General features: G+C 46.4%; 12 protein-coding genes, 3 rRNA genes and 1 riboswitch. Of the genes, 12 read left to right on the forward strand and 3 right to left on the reverse strand.

From position 1 onward, the window contains the following. Positions 1–287: 287 nt before the first annotated feature. The gene (gene guaA / locus MKY42_RS03835; RefSeq protein WP_179261736.1) at positions 288–1826 is read left to right on the forward strand and encodes a glutamine-hydrolyzing GMP synthase; all 1539 of its coding nucleotides are present in this window, start codon (positions 288–290) and stop codon (positions 1824–1826) included. A 138-nt stretch (positions 1827–1964) separates the two neighbouring features. Here guaA and MKY42_RS03840 read toward each other — a convergent pair whose 3' ends face one another. Continuing rightward, positions 1965–3242, reverse strand: a complete 1278-nt coding sequence (locus tag MKY42_RS03840; protein ID WP_090904335.1) for a flagellin — start codon at positions 3240–3242, stop codon at positions 1965–1967. 249 nt (positions 3243–3491) lie between these two features. On the opposite strand from MKY42_RS03840, the gene MKY42_RS03845 reads away from it, so the two are divergent. From MKY42_RS03845 to rrf, 7 genes are all read left to right on the forward strand, one after another. Continuing rightward, positions 3492–4532 carry a hypothetical protein gene (locus MKY42_RS03845; protein ID WP_339848692.1) on the forward strand — a complete coding sequence of 347 codons (1041 nt, stop codon included), beginning with the start codon at positions 3492–3494 and terminating at the stop codon, positions 4530–4532. 96 nt (positions 4533–4628) lie between these two features. Beyond that, a complete protein-coding gene (locus tag MKY42_RS03850) occupies positions 4629–4880 on the forward strand; it encodes a hypothetical protein (RefSeq protein ID WP_090904337.1) in 252 nt (83 codons plus the stop codon). A gap of 391 nt (positions 4881–5271) precedes the next feature. Beyond that, positions 5272–5371: riboswitch (purine riboswitch) on the forward strand. Positions 5372–5551: 180 nt separating this feature from the next. After that, on the forward strand, positions 5552–6928 hold the full coding sequence (locus MKY42_RS03855; protein ID WP_090904338.1) for an NCS2 family permease: 1377 nt from the start codon (positions 5552–5554) through the stop codon (positions 6926–6928). A gap of 236 nt (positions 6929–7164) precedes the next feature. Next, the gene (locus MKY42_RS03860; protein ID WP_339848697.1) at positions 7165–7554 is read left to right on the forward strand and encodes a hypothetical protein; all 390 of its coding nucleotides are present in this window, start codon (positions 7165–7167) and stop codon (positions 7552–7554) included. 580 nt (positions 7555–8134) lie between these two features. Next, positions 8135–9686 (forward strand): 16S ribosomal RNA (locus tag MKY42_RS03865). Positions 9687–9994: 308 nt separating this feature from the next. Further along, a 23S ribosomal RNA gene (locus MKY42_RS03870) occupies positions 9995–12919 on the forward strand. Positions 12920–13063: 144 nt separating this feature from the next. After that, positions 13064–13180, forward strand: a 5S ribosomal RNA gene (gene rrf, locus MKY42_RS03875). The 16S, 23S and 5S rRNA genes sit together here, the layout of an rRNA operon. Positions 13181–13365: 185 nt before the next feature. On the opposite strand, the gene MKY42_RS03880 is transcribed toward rrf, so the two are convergent. After that, positions 13366–13920: an NADPH-dependent FMN reductase gene (locus MKY42_RS03880; protein WP_090904921.1), complete on the reverse strand. Its 555-nt coding sequence runs from the start codon at positions 13918–13920 to the stop codon at positions 13366–13368. 302 nt (positions 13921–14222) lie between these two features. Between MKY42_RS03880 and MKY42_RS03885 the strand changes: the two genes are divergently transcribed. Beyond that, positions 14223–15218 carry a ketoacyl-ACP synthase III gene (locus tag MKY42_RS03885; protein WP_090904920.1) on the forward strand — a complete coding sequence of 332 codons (996 nt, stop codon included), beginning with the start codon at positions 14223–14225 and terminating at the stop codon, positions 15216–15218. A 237-nt stretch (positions 15219–15455) separates the two neighbouring features. Here MKY42_RS03885 and MKY42_RS03890 read toward each other — a convergent pair whose 3' ends face one another. After that, a complete protein-coding gene (locus MKY42_RS03890) occupies positions 15456–17390 on the reverse strand; it encodes an amidase family protein (RefSeq protein WP_179261729.1) in 1935 nt (644 codons plus the stop codon). A gap of 385 nt (positions 17391–17775) precedes the next feature. On the opposite strand from MKY42_RS03890, the gene MKY42_RS03895 reads away from it, so the two are divergent. The 3 genes from MKY42_RS03895 (at position 17776) to MKY42_RS03905 (ending at position 20494) form a co-directional block, all read left to right on the forward strand. Beyond that, positions 17776–19905, forward strand: a complete 2130-nt coding sequence (locus MKY42_RS03895) for a DNA topoisomerase III (protein ID WP_111621070.1) — start codon at positions 17776–17778, stop codon at positions 19903–19905. 58 nt (positions 19906–19963) lie between these two features. Continuing rightward, on the forward strand, positions 19964–20101 hold the full coding sequence (locus MKY42_RS03900; protein WP_175480788.1) for a hypothetical protein: 138 nt from the start codon (positions 19964–19966) through the stop codon (positions 20099–20101). Between the two features lie 129 nt (positions 20102–20230). Then, complete coding sequence (locus tag MKY42_RS03905; protein WP_063568208.1) at positions 20231–20494, forward strand: DUF1294 domain-containing protein; 264 nt, start codon at positions 20231–20233, stop codon at positions 20492–20494. The last annotated feature ends 128 nt before the right edge of the window (positions 20495–20622 follow it).

A 20622-nucleotide genomic window follows, 5' to 3' on the forward strand; every position in this document is an offset into this window, starting at 1 on the left:
ACGCCTTTCTCGCCCCATAAAGCGAACGAGGCGTCTTTCCGCGATCATACACCGTGAGCTTCATGCGGAAGATATCTTTTATTGATAAAATAGAACATCAACCCTTTTCTTATATTTCCGATCGGCAAATGTATAGAATGAAGGCAGGAACATTCGACCAATTACTGTAATCTCAGGCGTTGAATATGCCAAGTTTTGAGATGTCGAAAAAAGGAGTTTCGCCTTTCCTTGACGGTATGTTTTGTCGTTGCGTATAATTAGTTTCATTAATTGAGGGAGGCTCGGTAATGAATAAGCAAAATGAAATCGTGGTTGTCCTTGACTTTGGGGGCCAATACAACCAGTTAATCGCCAGAAGAATTCGGGATCTGGGCGTATACAGTGAGCTTTTGCCGTATAACACACCGGCGGAGAAAATCGCAGAATTATCACCGAAGGGAATCGTGTTCTCGGGTGGACCATCTAGCGTTTACGCAGAAAATGCACCACATGTAGATCCGGCCGTTTATGATCTGGGATTGCCAATCTTCGGAATTTGTTACGGTATGCAGCTCATGGCGCAGCAGCTTGATGGTAAAGTGGAGCGTTCTGAGAAGCGTGAGTACGGAAAAGCAGACCTTGAGTTTGCAGCAGGCGCTACACTTGCAAAAGGCATTGAAGGCGAACATACCGTATGGATGAGTCATGGTGACCACGTGGTTACTCTTCCTCCGGGCTTCAAACTGGATGCAGGCACGGAAAGTGCGCCAATCGCAGCGATGAGCGACGACGAGCGCAAATTGTATGCTGTTCAGTTCCATCCAGAAGTACGCCACTCTGTTCGCGGTAATGAAATGATCAAAAACTTCCTGTTCGAAATCTGTGGCTGCGAAGGCAACTGGACGATGGAGACATTCATCGATGACACGATCAAGGATATTCGTGAAAAAGTCGGCGACGGCAAAGTGCTGTGCGCACTCAGTGGCGGCGTGGATTCTTCCGTTGTTGCTGCGTTGCTGCACAAAGCAATTGGTGATCAACTGACTTGTATGTTTATCGACCACGGTCTACTGCGCAAAGGCGAAGCGGAAAGCGTAATGGAGACGTTCGTCGGCAAATTCGATATGAAAGTGGTTAAAATTGATGCGCAGGAGCGTTTCATGTCCAAGCTGGCTGGTGTGGATGATCCGGAACAAAAACGTAAAATCATCGGTAACGAGTTTATTTACGTATTTGATGAAGAGTCCAAGCAGTTTGATGATTTTGCATTCCTGGCGCAAGGTACACTGTACACGGATATCGTGGAAAGTGGTACAGCGACTGCACAGACGATCAAATCCCACCACAACGTAGGCGGTCTGCCTGAGGACATGAACTTCAAACTGATCGAACCACTGAACACTCTGTTCAAGGATGAGGTGCGCAAAGTGGGTACAGAGTGCGGCCTGCCGGACGAAATTGTACACCGTCAGCCTTTCCCGGGTCCAGGTCTTGCGATCCGTGTCCTTGGTGAAGTAACGGAAGAGAAGCTCAAAATCGTTCGTGATTCCGACTACATCCTGCGTGAAGAGATTATTAAAGCTGGCCTTGATCGCGAGATTTGGCAATACTTCACAGCCCTGCCTAACATGAAGAGTGTTGGGGTTATGGGTGACGCGCGTACGTATTCCTACACTGTAGGTATTCGTGCTGTAACATCCATCGACGGCATGACAGCTGACTGGGCACGTATCCCTTGGGACGTATTGGAGAAGATCTCCGTGCGGATCGTTAACGAAGTGGATAACGTAAACCGTATCGTGTATGACGTAACTTCCAAACCACCAGCAACGATTGAGTGGGAATAGGTGTGAAATATTAGTGGACTTCATTGCTTAGAAGCCCTGATATGGTTGGAACCCTTGGATTTTTAAATAAAAAGCTCATTCTTGATAAATTGTTATCAAGAATGAGCTTTTTATATTGGTTATATGAATTAATCAACCCTAGTTCCGAAGTAACTCCAGTATTCGTTGGGGGTGACTGTTTGCTTGAGCAAGTATGGCTTGAGAGGCATCGGTTAGAATACTCAGTGTAGATATCTTTATCATTTCTTTGGATATGTCAGTGTCCCTGATTCGTGACTCGGATGCTGTAAGGTTCTCAGAATAGTTGGATGTGTTGTTATAGGCGTACTCTAGTCGATTTTGATAGGCGCCTAATTTTGCACGCTCCCCTGTGACTTTATCTAAAGCCGTTTTGATATCTGTTACTGTGATATGAGGAATGACTTCATAATCATCAAAACTTGCTTCCGAAAATGCGGTGAACAATCCGGTGTAGCCTTCAAGCATGGATGTATTGGCGGAATAGCCTTCGATCTTTCCTACACCCGTAACAGAAAATGTATAATAATTGCCTACAACAGTTCCGGTAAGTTCATAGTTCTGATCCAATTGGGCAGGATCCACTACTATGGAGGTAATTAATCGATATGATCCATTTACGCGTTCTCCAATATATAATCCACCGTACTGGCTATACCAACCAAAAACTTGGTTGTTAAAGTCGTCTCCTTTAATAATTATGCCAATATTTCCATCTGGATGTGTCGTCATGAATTTTCCATTGACCGTGATGGTCATATCGTTACCTTGAATTACTTCCGAGAGAATCGTTTTGTCACCAACGCCTTCAGTGGACTGTGTCAATAATCCGTTCTGGACTGTCCAGGCACCTTGCGCAGGATGCCATTGTGAAAACCTATTTTGATCGTTAAAATTCTCCCTATAATATAGGTCCAGATGCATGTCATTAATGCTTAGCGGAATTGTGTCAGTACCTGTATGGACAGCAGCATTAGTAAGTGACCCGTTCAAAAGGTAGATTCCATTGAATTGTGTGTTGTTTGTTATATCCTCTATATTTCGGAGGTTGTGTGTAATTTCTTGATTAATTGTTTCTTTATCACTATAGGTGTATGTATCATTTTCCCTTTGAACAAGTAGTTCTCTGATTCTTTGAAGTCCGCTTGTTATGCTATTGAGAGCACCTTCCGCAGTTTGAATTAATGAAATTCCATCTTGGATATTTCTTGCTCCTTGCTCTAAAGCCCTAATCTGAGCACGCATACTTTCGCTAATAGCTAGACCGGCAGCGTCATCAGCAGCGCGACTAATGCGTAGACCGGACGAAAGTCTTTCAAAAGAAGTTTTTTTGGCGTTACTATTATTATTAATTCTATTTTTGGCGTTTAATGCTGGCAGATTATTGTTAATTCTCATATTTCTCCTCCTATCCTAATATTAGTATACACGTTTCGTGGAGAAAATTAATCTGACAAGGATGGAAACTTAAACAAGACTGACCGTGTTGATGAGCTATGAAACTTAAAATGCATTTTTTATGAAAAATTTAAAACGTCCATCGATGGTATGACAGCTGACTGGGCACGGTATCCCTTGGGATGTATTGGATAAAATCTGCAATGGATACGACGAAGAAGAACACTCTGTAAGGAGGAACTATAGCGGATGAAGGAAAGAATCGAACTCAACCCCGGGTGGACTCGGGAAGAGGTTGCTGCACTTATGGCTAATTCTGATCTAAAGATTGTCCAATACAGCCAGTACAATATCCCGGGTGTGGACTTGATGCAGATATTGAATGAGGAGCTGTTTGCAAACAGACCCGATGTTACTTTTCGTATATATGGTTTTCATTCGCAATCTGGCGACTTGTCTGTTCTAAAATATATGAACCATGTAGAAAAGCTTGTGATTGATTGTAACAGACGCGTTCATGGGATTGAGGGCATAAGTGAATTGCTAAGGTTAAAAGAGTTTGCATTTGACGTATTTGAAGCGGAATCTCTTGATGTATTAGAGCTTCTACCTGCCACTTTACAGCAGCTTCGCATCGGCAAAACCAAAACAAAGAAAACCAATTTGTCTGTACATAACCGCTTTGCTGAGCTTAAAACACTGAGTGTGAATGGTCATACAACGAACATCGAAACGATCGGCACATTGTCTTCACTCCGGTCCCTCTATATTTCGGGAATGCCACTAAAGGAATTGGGATACGTAAAGGATGTAACGGATTTGCGCGAACTTCATCTCAGCTTTGGTGGAGCAGAGAATCTGCATAGCCTTGCTGGAATGGAATCCTTGCAAATGTTGAAGCTTCTAAGAGTGAAAGGTTTATCCGATCTTACCGTATTGTCTGAACTAAAGGGGTTGCGCTTGTTAGGGATAGAGGACCAGCCACATATATCTAGTCTACCGTCTCTTGAGAATCTGACTGAACTACAGCGTGTTTTCCTGAACAATGTGAATGTGAAGAATGTCGAATGGGCAAAGACTTCCAAAAGTCTGAAAGAGCTCGCTCTTCTGCAAATGAAGCATATGAATGCCGAAGATATCGAATCCTTGATTCATCATACATCCTTGGAAAGAATGATCGTTCATTTGAAAAGTGCCAAACAGCAAAAAGTAGTGAAGCAGGCGATAATGGCAGCAGGCATGTGGGATGAGAGCGGATGGTGGTATAACGATAAATCGCTGAATATTTAATTCCTTTTTTAACTTCGTTTCATATTGTTTTCATGTCCGGCTTGTACACTGAGTACAGAATATGGCTATATGGCAATTGAAAGGAGAATTGAATGTATGCGTAAAACCGACAATATGAGCAAATGGAAGATGGGCATTGGAAGTGCGTTTCTGATGGTGATGCTGGCAGGATGCGGCTCGGGCATGCAGGACTTGGCTCTTGGTGCGGGGGAATCTTCATTTGTGAATTTAGAGGCAGCAGATTCGTCTTCCGATCAAGCCCAGAATCAGGAATTGTCTGAGGGATCGACTAGTAATACACGTCAGGAACAACAGCAGGCACAGGACGTGCTTCAGACAGAGATTTAGAATATACCGCATAGGACCTATCATGTAAAAAATGATCTATTAACCGTGGTAGCCTGCTCTCTATACCTAATCTTTTTGAATATCCAAATACATGGCCTCATCACATAACCATCTTCTCGGTAACCCATGAAGCTACCGCAATCAAAGTGTGCGATCCACCTTTGATTGCGGTAGCTTTTTTTATTTTTTGCAGAAGAGGGAAACACCCTTTGCCAGGATCGACATATACTCGAAAAGCTCACCGGAAACCTCAGTTTAATTTGGGTTGTAAACCGCTGAACTGGTTCATTTTACTAAATAATACGAACGATTTATATGATGAGTGATAATAACATTCGTTTTTCTCATTGACAAACTAGAGGTAACCCTCCTAAAATAGTGATTGGAAACACACAAATAGCGCATATTACTTCGTATAATCCCGGGGATTGGCCTGGGAGTTTCTACGAGATCACCCTAATGATCTGGCTACGAAGAGGAGAAGGCTGAGCACATGAATTCTACATGATTGCGTCGGGCAGGACATCACGCACATTAGAATTTTTTTTGTTCTCCGTAATTGGCACCGTGCCACTCCTCATCAGCTAAAACCCTGGGTGATGTATTCATCTTCAGGGGTATTTGTCGTTTTTCAAAAGGCTTCAACATCTCTAAGGGGGAATTGGTGAATTATGGATCGTTTCTTTAAATTAAAAGAAAACGGAACGAACGTTAGAACGGAGATTGTTGCGGGTCTTACTACCTTTATGACAATGGCGTACATTCTTTTCGTAAACACGTTGTTCTTGGGATCGGCCGGAGCTGGTATGTCGGACAATGCAGTATTTTTTGCAACAGCCGTAGGTGCTGGTTTGATGACCATCATTATGGGATTGTTCGTTAACATTCCGATCGCCCTTGCACCAGGTATGGGTTTGAATGCTTACTTCATGACCGTGGTTCTGAGTTCCAACGGTGCGATTTCCTGGCAGGCAGCTCTCGGAGCGGTATTTATCTCTGGTATCGTGTTTATTATTTTGACAGTGACCAAAATTCGTCAAATGCTGCTCGTTGCAGTTCCAGACTCATTAAAAATGGCAATCACAGTTGGTATTGGTCTCTTTATAACCATTGTAGGTTTCAAACTGGCTAATCTGGTCGCTGTAACAGTCAATGTTGCACCTGATGCGGATCTGAGCCAACCGATTCCGGGCAGCAGTTTTAATCTGTCTTTGGGCAACTTCATCACACATCATGATGCATTGCTCGCACTGATTGGACTGCTCATTATTGCTGTACTGATGGTTATGCGCGTCAAAGGTGCATTGCTAATTGGTATCATTGCTACAACGTTGATTGGTATCCCTATGGGCGTTACGAATCTCAGCGGTTTGTCCGGTGCAAGCTGGTTGCCTAACTTCAGTGATCTGGCAGTTGGACAATTGGATTTGAAGGGTGCAATTAGCCTTGGATTGTTTGAAATCATCTTCATCTTCACCTTTGTAGAGCTGTTTGACACATTCGGAACAATGGTGGGTACAGCAACACGAATGGGGATTATGAAGGATAAGAAAAAAGGCGAGAAAACAATTGGTAAAGCAATGCTCGTCGATGCAGTGGGTGTAAGTGCAGGGGCTGCACTGGGTACAAGTACAATTACCGCATTCGTTGAAAGTGCCTCTGGCGTCGAAGCTGGTGGACGTACAGGTCTGACCTCTGTAACCACAGGTATCCTGTTCATCCTGGCTTTGTTTATTGCTCCACTGGCATTGGTTGTTCCGTCCGCTGCAACAGCTCCGGCATTGATCATCGTGGGTGTCTTGATGATGAATCAGGTTCGCAGCATTGAGTGGGATGACTTCCTGCAAGCTTTCCCGGCATTCCTTACAATCGTATTGATGCCTTTCACTGGAGGAATTGCAAACGGGATTTCCGCAGGGATTGTATCCTATGTAATCCTGGCCGTATTCAGCAACCTGGTTACGGAGCGCAAAGTGAAGATCCACTGGCTTATGTGGATATTGGCTATCATTGTTATATGCCGGTATGTATTTATCGGTGGAGAATAAAAGTTTGACTGAATGAATTGGGTCAGAGACTTATAATGTATTTCTTATTTATACAAATGAAAGAAGCGGAAGCCTTGTACTTTAACGGGGCTTTCGCTTTTTTTTGTTTCTTATATATGTAGCGTTAGCTCTAAAAGAAGGGACAGGAGACTCTTTGAAATGTTCTACGTAGGGGATATTCTTGATCTATGGGAGATCGAAATTGACTTTCTTCTATATATAAAGGGGGAACATACATGAGTTATGATTTGATAGTTTTTGATCCAGCCAAAGCTCCAGTTGATAAAACGTCGTTTATGAGATGGTATGGTGAGCAGACAAAATGGTCAGAGGACCATTCCTATTCAGACATTAAGGTGAGCTCAGAGCAGCTTCAACGTTTTTACGAAGAACTCATTCTTATATTTCCTTCCATGAATGTAGACGACGATGTGTTTGAAGCGATGGAAGAAGCCGGAACAGATAATCGATTAACAGAATACTCGCTAGGAAAAGAAGTGATTTATGCTGCATTCGCGTGGTCTGTTGCGGAGGAAGGCTATAATATGATGCGTGAGTTGGCTATGAAGCATAACGTTGGTTTCTTTGATGTAAGCGGCTCGGATGGTGAGATCATCAGACCCTGATGATGTGTATACTTATATAGCAAACTTGGAAAACAGCACTATGAGGATTACATAGCAGCTGGATATAACCCGATTGAAAGACATTCTACTATATATAATAGAAAATAGTGTAATGTGAGAGAGTTGCTATTCTCAGAGATTAGGAAGATAGTTGGTGGCCAGATGAAGTATCGTGTAGAGTATAATAGGAGTAGGGGGAGGAAGAGAACCGCTCACAGATAAGTTGAAAATAAAGCTTGCATTCGAAATCTGTACATGGTATATTCTAATTCCGGCCAAGAATACACGAGAAACACGGTGAGGCAAGCAAAACAATTAAGTTTCGAAAGAAACTTTAAAAAAAGAGCTTGCAAAGTTGGTTCGGATGTGATAAGATATAAAAGTTGCTGACGTGAACAACACACGGCAATGAAATAAGTTTGATCTTTGAAAACTGAACAACGAGTGAGTAACGATCTTGCTTGCAAGATCGACGCTGAGAAATCGGTACAAGCCTTCGGGCTGTATGATTTCAAAGCAAAATAAATGAGATTTTTAATCTCGTCAGTTTCAAAATGAGCTTATCGCTCTTTTCAATACTTTATTGGAGAGTTTGATCCTGGCTCAGGACGAACGCTGGCGGCATGCCTAATACATGCAAGTCGAGCGGACTTGATGAGAAGCTTGCTTCTCAGATGGTTAGCGGCGGACGGGTGAGTAACACGTAGGCAACCTGCCCTCAAGCTTGGGACAACTACCGGAAACGGTAGCTAATACCGAATAATTGTTTTCTTCGCCTGAAGAGAACTGGAAAGACGGAGCAATCTGTCACTTGGGGATGGGCCTGCGGCGCATTAGCTAGTTGGTGGGGTAACGGCTCACCAAGGCGACGATGCGTAGCCGACCTGAGAGGGTGATCGGCCACACTGGGACTGAGACACGGCCCAGACTCCTACGGGAGGCAGCAGTAGGGAATCTTCCGCAATGGGCGAAAGCCTGACGGAGCAATGCCGCGTGAGTGATGAAGGTTTTCGGATCGTAAAGCTCTGTTGCCAGGGAAGAACGCTTGGGAGAGTAACTGCTCTCAAGGTGACGGTACCTGAGAAGAAAGCCCCGGCTAACTACGTGCCAGCAGCCGCGGTAATACGTAGGGGGCAAGCGTTGTCCGGAATTATTGGGCGTAAAGCGCGCGCAGGCGGTCATTTAAGTCTGGTGTTTAATCCCGGGGCTCAACCCCGGATCGCACTGGAAACTGGGTGACTTGAGTGCAGAAGAGGAGAGTGGAATTCCACGTGTAGCGGTGAAATGCGTAGATATGTGGAGGAACACCAGTGGCGAAGGCGACTCTCTGGGCTGTAACTGACGCTGAGGCGCGAAAGCGTGGGGAGCAAACAGGATTAGATACCCTGGTAGTCCACGCCGTAAACGATGAGTGCTAGGTGTTAGGGGTTTCGATACCCTTGGTGCCGAAGTTAACACATTAAGCACTCCGCCTGGGGAGTACGGTCGCAAGACTGAAACTCAAAGGAATTGACGGGGACCCGCACAAGCAGTGGAGTATGTGGTTTAATTCGAAGCAACGCGAAGAACCTTACCAGGTCTTGACATCCCTCTGACCGGTACAGAGATGTACCTTTCCTTCGGGACAGAGGAGACAGGTGGTGCATGGTTGTCGTCAGCTCGTGTCGTGAGATGTTGGGTTAAGTCCCGCAACGAGCGCAACCCTTGATCTTAGTTGCCAGCACTTCGGGTGGGCACTCTAAGGTGACTGCCGGTGACAAACCGGAGGAAGGTGGGGATGACGTCAAATCATCATGCCCCTTATGACCTGGGCTACACACGTACTACAATGGCCGGTACAACGGGCTGTGAAGCCGCGAGGTGGAACGAATCCTAAAAAGCCGGTCTCAGTTCGGATTGCAGGCTGCAACTCGCCTGCATGAAGTCGGAATTGCTAGTAATCGCGGATCAGCATGCCGCGGTGAATACGTTCCCGGGTCTTGTACACACCGCCCGTCACACCACGAGAGTTTATAACACCCGAAGTCGGTGGGGTAACCGCAAGGAGCCAGCCGCCGAAGGTGGGATAGATGATTGGGGTGAAGTCGTAACAAGGTAGCCGTATCGGAAGGTGCGGCTGGATCACCTCCTTTCTATGGAGAATCGTTTCCCGCGTGGAAACATTCAAATACGCAGCTTAGCTGCACAACTTACTCACTCGTTGCTCAGTTTTGAGAGCTCAAACTCTCAAAACAGCTTGCTTTTGCATGGAGCTTGTTCTTTGAAAACTAGATATCGAAACGAAATTGCGATTTAGAACATTCCTTTAAGCTGATCTTGTGTAAACAAGTGAAGTGTTTATAAGGTAGACTGCTATTGCGATGGTATCGAATGGGAAGCGACTTTTGGCTTTGGACGTAGTCCAAAACAAGCGGAGCGCGCCATCGAAACCGGAGCAACTGGTTAAGCTACTAAGAGCACACGGAGGATGCCTAGGCGCTAGGAGCCGATGAAGGACGTGGCGAACAACGAAACTGCCTCGGGGAGCTGTAAGCAAGCTTTGATCCGGGGGTGTCCGAATGGGGAAACCCAGCTGGGGTAATTTCCAGTTACTCATAACTGAATACATAGGTTATGTAGAGGCATACCAGGGGAACTGAAACATCTAAGTACCCTGAGGAAGAGAAAACAATAGTGATTCCGTCAGTAGCGGCGAGCGAACGCGGAGAAGCCCAAACCAGAGAGCTTGCTCTCTGGGGTTGTGGGACATCTCACATGGAGTTACAAAGGAGCCGGTTAAACGAAGAGGTCTGGAAAGGCCCGCCAAAGAAGGTAAAAGCCCTGTAGTTGAAAGTCTGCTCTCTCCGAGATGTATCCCGAGTAGTGCGGGGCACGTGAAACCCCGTATGAATCCGGCAGGACCATCTGCCAAGGCTAAATACTTCCTAGCGACCGATAGTGAAGCAGTACCGTGAGGGAAAGGTGAAAAGCACCCCGGAAGGGGAGTGAAATAGAACCTGAAACCGTGTGCTTACAAAAAGTCAGAGCCCGTTTTAGGGGTGATGGCGTGCCTTTTGTAGAATGAACCGGCGAGTTACGTTCCCGTGCAAGGTTAAGGTGAAGAGCCGGAGCCGCAGCGAAAGCGAGTCTGAATAGGGCGATGTAGTACGTGGACGTAGACCCGAAACCGGGTGATCTACCCCTGTCCAGGGTGAAGGTGCGGTAACACGCACTGGAGGCCCGAACCCACGCACGTTGAAAAGTGCGGGGATGAGGTGGGGGTAGCGGAGAAATTCCAATCGAACTCGGAGATAGCTGGTTCTCCCCGAAATAGCTTTAGGGCTAGCCTCGGAAAACAGAGTCGTGGAGGTAGAGCACTGATTGGGTGCGGGGCCCGCAAGGGTTACCAAGCTCAGTCAAACTCCGAATGCCATAGACTTACTTCCGGGAGTCAGACAGTGAGTGCTAAGATCCATTGTCAAAAGGGAAACAGCCCAGACCATCAGCTAAGGTCCCCAAGTGTGTGTTAAGTGGGAAAGGATGTGGAGTTGCACAGACAACCAGGATGTTGGCTTAGAAGCAGCCACCATTGAAAGAGTGCGTAATAGCTCACTGGTCGAGTGACTCTGCGCCGAAAATGTAACGGGGCTAAACACACCACCGAAGCTATGGCTTGATGCTTGCATCAGGGGTAGGGGAGCGTTGTATAAGGGTTGAAGGTGTACCGTAAGGAGCGCTGGACATTATACAAGTGAGAATGCCGGTATGAGTAACGAAAAGATCAGTGAGAATCTGATCCGCCGAAAGCCTAAGGGTTCCTGAGGAAGGCTCGTCCGCTCAGGGTAAGTCGGGACCTAAGGCGAGGCCGAAAGGCGTAGTCGAAGGACAACAGGTCGAAATTCCTGTACCACCGTAAGCCGTTATGAGCAATGGGGGGACGCAGCAGGGTAGTGACGCGGACTGATGGATGTCCGTCTAAGCAGTGAGGCTGATGTGTAGGCAAATCCGCACATCGTAAGGCTGGACTGTGATGGGGAGCGAAAATTATAGTAGCGAAGGTCATGATCTCACACTGCCAAGAAAAGCCTCTAGCCAGGTGATGGTGCCCGTACCGCAAACCGACACAGGTAGGCGAGAAGAGAATTCTAAGGCGCGCGGAAGAACTCTCGTTAAGGAACTCGGCAAAATGACCCCGTAACTTCGGGAGAAGGGGTGCCCCGGTAGTGTGAATAGCACGAGGGGGCCGCAGTGAAAAGGCCCAAGCGACTGTTTAGCAAAAACACAGGTCTGTGCGAAGCCGTAAGGCGAAGTATACGGGCTGACGCCTGCCCGGTGCTGGAAGGTTAAGGGGAGCGGTTAGGAGCAATCCGAAGCTGTGAACCGAAGCCCCAGTAAACGGCGGCCGTAACTATAACGGTCCTAAGGTAGCGAAATTCCTTGTCAGGTAAATTCTGACCCGCACGAATGGCGTAACGACTTGGGCGCTGTCTCAACGAGAGATCCGGTGAAATTTTAATACCTGTGAAGATGCAGGTTACCCGCGACAAGACGGAAAGACCCCATGGAGCTTTACTGCAGCTTGATATTGAATTTGGGTACGATCTGTACAGGATAGGTGGGAGCCTTTGAAGCGTGAGCGCCAGCTTGCGTGGAGGCACCGTTGGGATACCACCCTGATCGTATCTAGGTTCTAACCTGGTACCGTAATCCGGTGCGGGGACAGTGTCAGGTGGGCAGTTTGACTGGGGCGGTCGCCTCCTAAAGAGTAACGGAGGCGCCCAAAGGTTCCCTCAGAATGGTTGGAAATCATTCGAAGAGTGCAAAGGCATAAGGGAGCTTGACTGCGAGACCTACAAGTCGAGCAGGGACGAAAGTCGGGCTTAGTGATCCGGTGGTACCGCATGGAAGGGCCATCGCTCAACGGATAAAAGCTACCCTGGGGATAACAGGCTTATCTCCCCCAAGAGTCCACATCGACGGGGAGGTTTGGCACCTCGATGTCGGCTCATCGCATCCTGGGGCTGAAGTAGGTCCCAAGGGTTGGGCTGTTCGCCCATTAAAGCGGTACGCGAGCTGGGTTCAGAACGTCGTGAGACAGTTCGGTCCCTATCTGTCGTGGGCGTAGGAAATTTGAGAGGAGCTGTCCTTAGTACGAGAGGACCGGGATGGACGTACCGCTGGTGTACCAGTTGTTCCGCCAGGAGCACCGCTGGGTAGCTATGTACGGAAGGGATAAGCGCTGAAAGCATCTAAGCGTGAAGCCCCCCTCAAGATGAGATTTCCCAGTATGTAAGACCCCTTGAAGACGACGAGGTAGATAGGCTGGGGGTGGAAGTGCAGCAATGCATGGAGCTGACCAGTACTAATCGGTCGAGGGCTTATCCAATATGCAGGTTATAACTCGCAAATTTCGTTTCGGATCTAGTTTTCAGAGAATAATCTCTGAAATGAAAATCGGTACATCACAGAATGTGCGTATGATTTTCAGTTCCATATTGGATTTCAAGAAGCTATGCTTCGACAAATCGCGTTTGGTGGCGATGGCGGAGGGGTTCCACACGTACCCATCCCGAACACGACCGTTAAGCCCTCTAGCGCCGATGGTACTTGGACCGCAGGGTCCTGGGAGAGTAGGACGCCGCCAAGCAAAGAACCACTGCCGATGTTATTCGGTGGTGGTTTTTATTTGTTTAATATGAAGTATCTAATATAAACCTTAACAGCCCGGAGGAATTACTGGGCTGTTTTTTATTTCAATTTATGTGATGTCCTAAATCTTTTTAGGTTATTGATTTCTTTATAGTCAGTTTAATTTAAGCAGGTTCTGTCTGTCTATTTATTCAAGTGGTTGCATGCATCCCCTAGGTTTAGAAGCGAGTTCTCCAATGCATGCTGGGTTTCTGAATCAATGATGACTCCTTGTTTATTCATCTTCAATGTAATATGAGGAATGGTTAGAGAGGCCTCATGTAAGACTTGGGCATTAATCATGTTTAACGTCATTAATAGTGAGGCATGGGCTTTGTCACCGCCCATGGGACTTGGAGAAGCAGCGATGGCAACGGTAGGTTTATTAAGCCATTCTCCAGAAGATACAATCCAATCTAATGCGTTTTTTAAGACCCCAGGAACTCCATTTCCATACTCCGGCGTGCAGATCAGAACTCCATCCGAATGCTTCAGTTGGGCTCTCAAATTCTGCACGGATACTGGACCCTCCTCGACATCGAGGTCAGGGTTAAAATGCGGTAGATCATTTAACCCAGTATATACTTCAAACTTAAGGTTAGGAGGAGCCAGCTTAATCATGGCGTGCATTAGTAACGTATTGGAGGACTGATTGCGCAGACTTCCGGAAATCGCAAGGATATTTAATTCTTTTTTCATGGGTATACATCATCTCTATTCTTTAGTAATGTAGGACAGTATTTTTATTTTCCTCCTGACGGAATGGACTGTCTATAGAAAACGCATTTAATTAAGGTATTCTTCATGTTACTCAGATGACATCCACAATTCTTCATCAAAAATGCATGCGATAGCTTTCATAACTCTGAGTAATAGGGTGAAGAAATCACTTAAAACAAACAACTGAGGAATGAATTATAATAAATATTTTTTAAAATTAGTACCAAGTACTAATACTTAGTGCTATAATGATATAAAAAACAAACGAGGTGACTACCGGTATGAATCAATCAATGTCAACCATTACCGCAATGGGTACGTATGTACCGGATCGAATATTAAGCAATGCTGATTTGGAGAAGCTGGTCGACACGAGTGATGAATGGATTGTACAGCGTACAGGGATGAGAGAACGGCGCATCGCAGCTGAGGATCAATTTGTATCTGACCTGGCCACCAGGGCTGTAGAAGATATGATGCGTCGTTATAATGTTAGCGTAGAAGATGTGGATATGATTTTGGTTGCTACCAGCACACCTGAATATTCGTTTCCCAGCACAGCATCCCGAGTACAGGCGAATCTCAAGATTCCACATACAGGAGTGCTTGATTTGAATGCGGCATGTGCGGGATTTACGTATGGATTGCAGCTGGCGGACAGTCTGGTAACCAGTGGCATGTATCATAAAGTGTTGGTTATTGGAGCTGAGACATTGTCCAAGATTACCGATTATACAGACCGTACGACATGTGTATTGTTCGGGGACGGGGCAGGAGCCTTTTTGGTAGAAAGAGCTGCTGGAAAAGGTGACTTTATGGCAGCCATCTCAGGTACGAGTGGAGAAGGCGGTATTCATCTCTATAAGACGGGTCTATCTTCGGAGATGAATGGCGTACCTTTGCAGGGTGAGGGATGTCTTGTCCAGAATGGCAGGGAAATCTATAAGTGGGCAGTGCGCACGATTCCAGAACAATTGGGTGGACTTATAGCCAAAGCAGAGATGAAACCGGAGCAGATCGATTGGTTTGTACCCCATAGTGCGAATCTAAGAATGATTGAAGCGGTGTGTGAACGCGGCCCTATTCCGCTGGAACGTACTTTAACAAGTGTGGAGTACCGAGGAAATACCTCCGCGGCTTCCATCCCTCTGGCTCTACAGCTTGCAGTAGACGCAGGGAAATTAAAGAATGGGCATCAAATAGCCCTGTTTGGTTTTGGAGGCGGCCTGACCTACGCAGGTCTTGTGCTTAGATGGAGCGTACCGGATACCAATTAAAATCATGGATATAACTCTTGTCATAATTGAATTGAGATAGCACACAAAAAAAGTACACCCTTTTTCATGAAGTCATGAAAAGAGTGTACTTTTTTTGAGAAGCAGAATAATTAAGATAAGTTGTATAACTCAATAGCATTAGCTTTGTTTCTGATACGTCTCAATCCCTATGAAGCAGACAATTAACATAAATGTTTGCGCTATTTTAATGGTAATTTAATTAACCTTATTAACGATTTATGGCGTTAGCTTAGGTGCTTTGCGGTGATGAGTCCCTTGCTCATAGCTGTAAGCCAGCTTGATCAGGGTTCCTTCATCAAAGGCGCGGCCCAGGAATTCCATCCCTACTGGCAGACCTTCAGTTGTAAATCCAGCAGGTACGGTAATTGCCGGGAATCCGGAGAATGGACTCAATCGGTTGTTACCACCGGAGTTTTGTCCTTCGCCAATAACACCAGCGGCTTGTGTGGACGTAGGATAGATAATGGCATCCAGGTTATTGTCCGCCATAACTTTCAGCAAGGACTCACGTGTGATTTGGGTACGTTTCAGGACGATGTCCTTATATTCGGCAGTCTCCAACGTTTCCCGTGCATCACGAGTCTTCATCGACTGTTCTTGTGACTTGTCAAACTGTCCGGAAGCAATAATCTCGGCCAAGCTGTGGTAAGGGGCTTTGTCACCAAGAGACTCCAGATAGTCATTAAGTTGGAATTTGAACTCGTATCCACTCAAGCTTGGATATTTATTGATCTCCGCCAGGTTTGGAATGCTGATCGGGACTGCTGTAGCTCCGAGCGTTTTGAGTTCTTCTACAGCGTTGTTAATTACATCAGCGACGGCTTTTTCCTCAGTTTTGGTGCTTGGAATGAGTTCGGTGGCCACACCGATCCGTGCACCTTTCAGACCGTTTACATCCAGGAAGTCTGTATAGCTGGAAGGGATTTTGCCTACAGCATAAGCTGTAGCGACATCGTTTTTGTCATAGCCGGCTGTAGCATCCAGCATGATTGCGGCATCACTCACGGTACGAGCCATAGGGCCGCCGACATCCTGTGTCAATGCAAGAGGGATGATCCCTTCACGGCTGGACAATCCAATCGTTGGACGAATACCGACAAGGCTGTTGAAGCTGGAAGGGATACGGATTGATCCGCCGGTGTCAGTCCCCATGCCTGCGGCTGCGAAGTTTGAGGCAATGGCGGCACCTGTACCACCACTCGATCCGCCTGGATAGTGGTCCAGCGCATAAGGATTCAGTGTTTGTCCACCCAGCGAGCTGGACGTGGTAATACCGAATGCGAATTCATGCAGATTGGTTTTGCCCAAAATAATGGCCCCTGCTGCTTTGAGCTTCTTCACTTGTTCAGCATCGTGAGCAGGTACAGAATCTTTCAAACAGATACAGCCTGCGGTTGTAGGCATATCGTTGGTATCGAAGTTGTCTTTAACTAAAACCGGAATACCATGTAAAGGTCCGCGAGGCCCCTGAGCTGCACGTTCCTGGTCCAACGTTTCAGCGATTTTGAGAGCATCCGGGTTCAAGGTCAGAACTGCATTAATGCTCACACCCTGATCATCGTATTTTTCAATGCGATCCAGGTACTTCTGCACAAGTTCTTTGGATGTCAGCTTTCCTTGCGTCATGGCAGCCTGGAGATCCGTAATGGTGGCTTCCTCCAGAACAAATGGTTTTATGTAGTTATAAATGCGGTCTTTCAATATAGCAACATCATTTTGGGTAAGTACTGCATTGGGAAGGAAGAGGGCGTCGGTATATCCTTTCATCAACCCTGCGGTGTTCAGCGCACCAACGGCACCGGCAAAGCTTGCCTGATCCGGGACATCCTTGAACGATTCTGGAGTGGACTCCAGCTTCAGCCAGGATTGCAAAGCTAAAGCAGCATCTTTACGCTGTACTGTTGTGCCGGAAAGCTTGTCCATGGAAAAAGGAACACCTGCAAGTGTAGCCGCTTCTTCCATAGCTTGAACAAATGCTGCTGCAGTGACAGGAGCCTTACCAGCAGTTACGGCTGCAACCGTAGTTTTGCTCGAAGGCGCTGCTGTTGCAGCTGAGGCTGAGGGAACCGTTCCTCCCCATGTTGTGGCAACAACTGCTCCGGCCAGTAACAAGGCCCCACTTTTTTTCAATACAGATCCATGATAAGTCATGCATCCACGCTCCCTTCCTGTGTATCAATGATGTGTGTTAGCGAATCTGATATAGTTGCTTTTGTCACATTCTAAATAGATGTAAGGTATTCTTACAATACTCATATATATTCAAAAAAACGTATACATACTATATTATCGCTATTGGACCTACCATTTTCTCTTAATTCCATTCACAGAAGAAAATTGTCGAAGAATATTGTGTTAATTAAACTGACATGAAAGTCGTGGGATAGGCACCATGAGGAAAATCGTTCTTTATGAAGCCAAAGCAAACCGATACCATGAAATGATATAATGGAAAGATAGAAGCAGAAGAATTCTTTTAATCAAACAATAGAAGCAGTGAGGGTCATAGGTTTCATCAAAGAAAGGAAGATATGGAGTGAAAACATTAGTACTCGCAGAAAAACCATCTGTGGCACGCGAAATAGCCAGAGTGATGGGGGCGCGTGATAAACATAAAAGTTATATGGAAGGCCCGAAATATATCGTGACCTGGGCGCTTGGGCATCTTGTTGGGTTGGCTGAGCCAGAGGACTATGACAAAAAGTATGCAACCTGGAATCTGGAGGATCTGCCGATTCTGCCCGATCGGACCAAGCTGAAGGTACTCAAAGAGACAAACCATCAATACAAAGCGGTACAGCAGCTGATGAAACGTCAGGATGTTGGTGAACTAGTCATTGCAACGGATGCAGCGCGTGAGGGAGAATTACTGGCTCGTTGGATTATGCAAATGGCCCAGTGGAAAAAGCCGTTCAAGCGGCTGTGGATATCATCCCAGACGGACAAGGCAATCAAGGATGGATTTGCATCACTGAAGCCAGGCAGCCAGTTTGATCGTCTTTATGAATCGGCACGTTGCCGGGCAGAAGCAGATTGGATGATCGGTCTTAACGTGACGCGTGCATTGACGGTTCGATTTAATGCACAATTGTCAGCTGGACGGGTACAGACCCCCACACTTGGCATGATTATGGACAGGGAAAATGAGATCAACGGTTTCCGTTCGCAGGAGTATGAGACGTTAACGGCCGATCTGGGAGGTTTTCAGGCGGTATGGCGAGCTGCAGGTGGGGATTCACGCATCTTCGATTCGCAAGAGACACAAGAACTGAAGAAACGTATAGAGGGTCGTAAGGGTACAATTGCCCAAGTGAAAAAAAGCGAAAAGGTTGAGCCGCATCCGCTGGCTTATGACCTGACGGAATTACAACGGGATGCCAACCGGAAATACGGTTTTTCTGCCAAGCAAACATCGAATGTGCTTCAGCGCCTTTATGAACAGCACAAGCTGGTAACCTACCCACGTACAGACAGCCGTTACCTGACATCGGATATGACGGGAACGCTGAAAGAACGACTGGATAGTGTTGCGATTGGCCCCTATGCGTCTTTGGCTCGTCCGTTGTTGCGTAAAAATCTGAATATCACCAAACGTATCGTGGATGACAGCAAGGTAACCGATCACCACGCGATCATTCCAACAGAACAGACGGTTCTCCTCAATCAGCTGAATCCAGAGGAACGTAAGTTATACGATCTGATCGTACGCCGTTTTATCAGCTTGTTCTATCCGGCTGCGAAGTACGACTCTGTTGCGATCACTGTTCAGGTGGGCCACGATTCCTTTTATGTGAAAGGCACAACGGTGAAAGAAAGCGGCTGGCGTGAAGTGTACGGCGGAGATTATAGCAATGAGGATGATGATCGTGCTGACGATTCTTCGGAACATGAGCGTGCACTTTTGCCAGACGTGCAGCAAGGTCAGTCCGTGACGGTTCAACGTTGTCATATCAAAAGCGGACGGACGATGCCGCCCAAACGGTATACCGAGGCAGCTTTGCTTTCCCAGATGGAGAAGTATGGATTGGGTACTCCGGCTACACGCGCAGATATTATCGAGAAGCTGGTAAGTTCCGACACCATCGATCGTCAAGGGAACAGCATGCATCCAACGGGAAAAGGAAAGCAGTTAATTGAACTGGCTGCTCCTCAGCTGCGTACACCGGATTTAACAGCCCGCTGGGAAGCTGAACTGGAGCGTATTGCTCGTGGACAAGGGAAGCCAGAGCCTTTCCTGGAGAGCATTCGTTCAATGGCGAAAGAGCTTGTATCTACCGTAAAAGGAAGCAAAGCGGAGTATAAGCCGCATAATGTATCGAATAGTCACTGCCCGGATTGTAATGCACGCTTGCTTGAGAAGAAGGGTAAACGTGGCAAGTTCCTCGTATGTCCAACAGAGGATTGCGGATATCGTCGTTCGGCTGAAAAACGATTATCCAACCGTCGCTGTGCACAGTGTCACAAAAAGATGGAAATTAAAGAGGGTAAGGCAGGTTTGTACGTGCAATGTCTGCCTTGCGGCATAACGGAAACATTGGATAAAGACAAACAGCATGTGAACAAACGTGATCAGCAAAAGTTGGTCAAACAATATGCGAAACAGGAGTCGATCGGCTCCAATCTGGGAGAACTGTTGAAGGCAGCCATGGAGAAAAAGGGAGAGTAAGACTGTCGTATAAGATTCTCCTTTTTCAGGCAACGTAAGCCTAGGAGGTGATACGCAGATGCCACATAACAAACCAGAAAAGATTCATAATCAGCAGAACAAAGACAGCATTCAGGAAGAGAGTATCTCTGTACGTCCCGACAAAGCAGCAAAAAGAGCACCAAACCTGAATGGTATTCCTAAACAGGAGTCATAGGTTCGGTATTCGGGATTCATAGCTTCTAAATATCTTTGCGGTTCCCTTCTCGCGTTGATCATGTTCCTCTAGAGGACTATAATGGAGGTACAGGGAGATGTCCCGGGATAGGGGGACCGCTAAAAGTATATGCAAACCGGATTAATACTGTGGTTCTTGTTTATCAATGTTGTAGGTTACCTGGTCATGTCGGATGACAAGAAACGTGCGCAGCGCCGTCGAGACCGTACACCCGAACGAACGCTGTTTCTGCTGGCCTTTATTGGTGGTGCATTGGGAGTATGGATTGCAATGTATCGTAAACGTCACAAGACCAAACATCCCAGTTTTACGATTGGCATTCCGTTGTTGTTATTCCTAAATGCGGTAATCTATGGGTATTTCCTGCAATAAGGTAAGGATTGAATGGTTGGGATCTGCTGTACTCCAGGTGAGTGGCTAGAATGATTATGTAAAATGTTTCTTATAAATGGTTCATTTTGACCTGGGGACGTTTAAGGAGTTACATGGTTCTTGTATTT

The organism is Paenibacillus sp. FSL W7-1088, assembly GCF_037969855.1.
GTDB lineage: Bacteria > Bacillota > Bacilli > Paenibacillales > Paenibacillaceae > Paenibacillus.

Coding starts and splice junctions, on each gene's coding strand:
- guaA (WP_179261736.1), top strand. CDS start 288: ATGAATAAGCAAAATGAAATCGTGGTTGTCCTTGACTTTGGGGGCCAA.
- MKY42_RS03840 (WP_090904335.1), bottom strand. CDS start 3,242: ATGAGAATTAACAATAATCTGCCAGCATTAAACGCCAAAAATAGAATT.
- MKY42_RS03845 (WP_339848692.1), top strand. CDS start 3,492: ATGAAGGAAAGAATCGAACTCAACCCCGGGTGGACTCGGGAAGAGGTT.
- MKY42_RS03850 (WP_090904337.1), top strand. CDS start 4,629: ATGCGTAAAACCGACAATATGAGCAAATGGAAGATGGGCATTGGAAGT.
- MKY42_RS03855 (WP_090904338.1), top strand. CDS start 5,552: ATGGATCGTTTCTTTAAATTAAAAGAAAACGGAACGAACGTTAGAACG.
- MKY42_RS03860 (WP_339848697.1), top strand. CDS start 7,165: ATGAGTTATGATTTGATAGTTTTTGATCCAGCCAAAGCTCCAGTTGAT.
- MKY42_RS03880 (WP_090904921.1), bottom strand. CDS start 13,920: ATGAAAAAAGAATTAAATATCCTTGCGATTTCCGGAAGTCTGCGCAAT.
- MKY42_RS03885 (WP_090904920.1), top strand. CDS start 14,223: ATGAATCAATCAATGTCAACCATTACCGCAATGGGTACGTATGTACCG.
- MKY42_RS03890 (WP_179261729.1), bottom strand. CDS start 17,390: ATGACTTATCATGGATCTGTATTGAAAAAAAGTGGGGCCTTGTTACTG.
- MKY42_RS03900 (WP_175480788.1), top strand. CDS start 19,964: ATGCCACATAACAAACCAGAAAAGATTCATAATCAGCAGAACAAAGAC.
- MKY42_RS03905 (WP_063568208.1), top strand. CDS start 20,231: ATGCAAACCGGATTAATACTGTGGTTCTTGTTTATCAATGTTGTAGGT.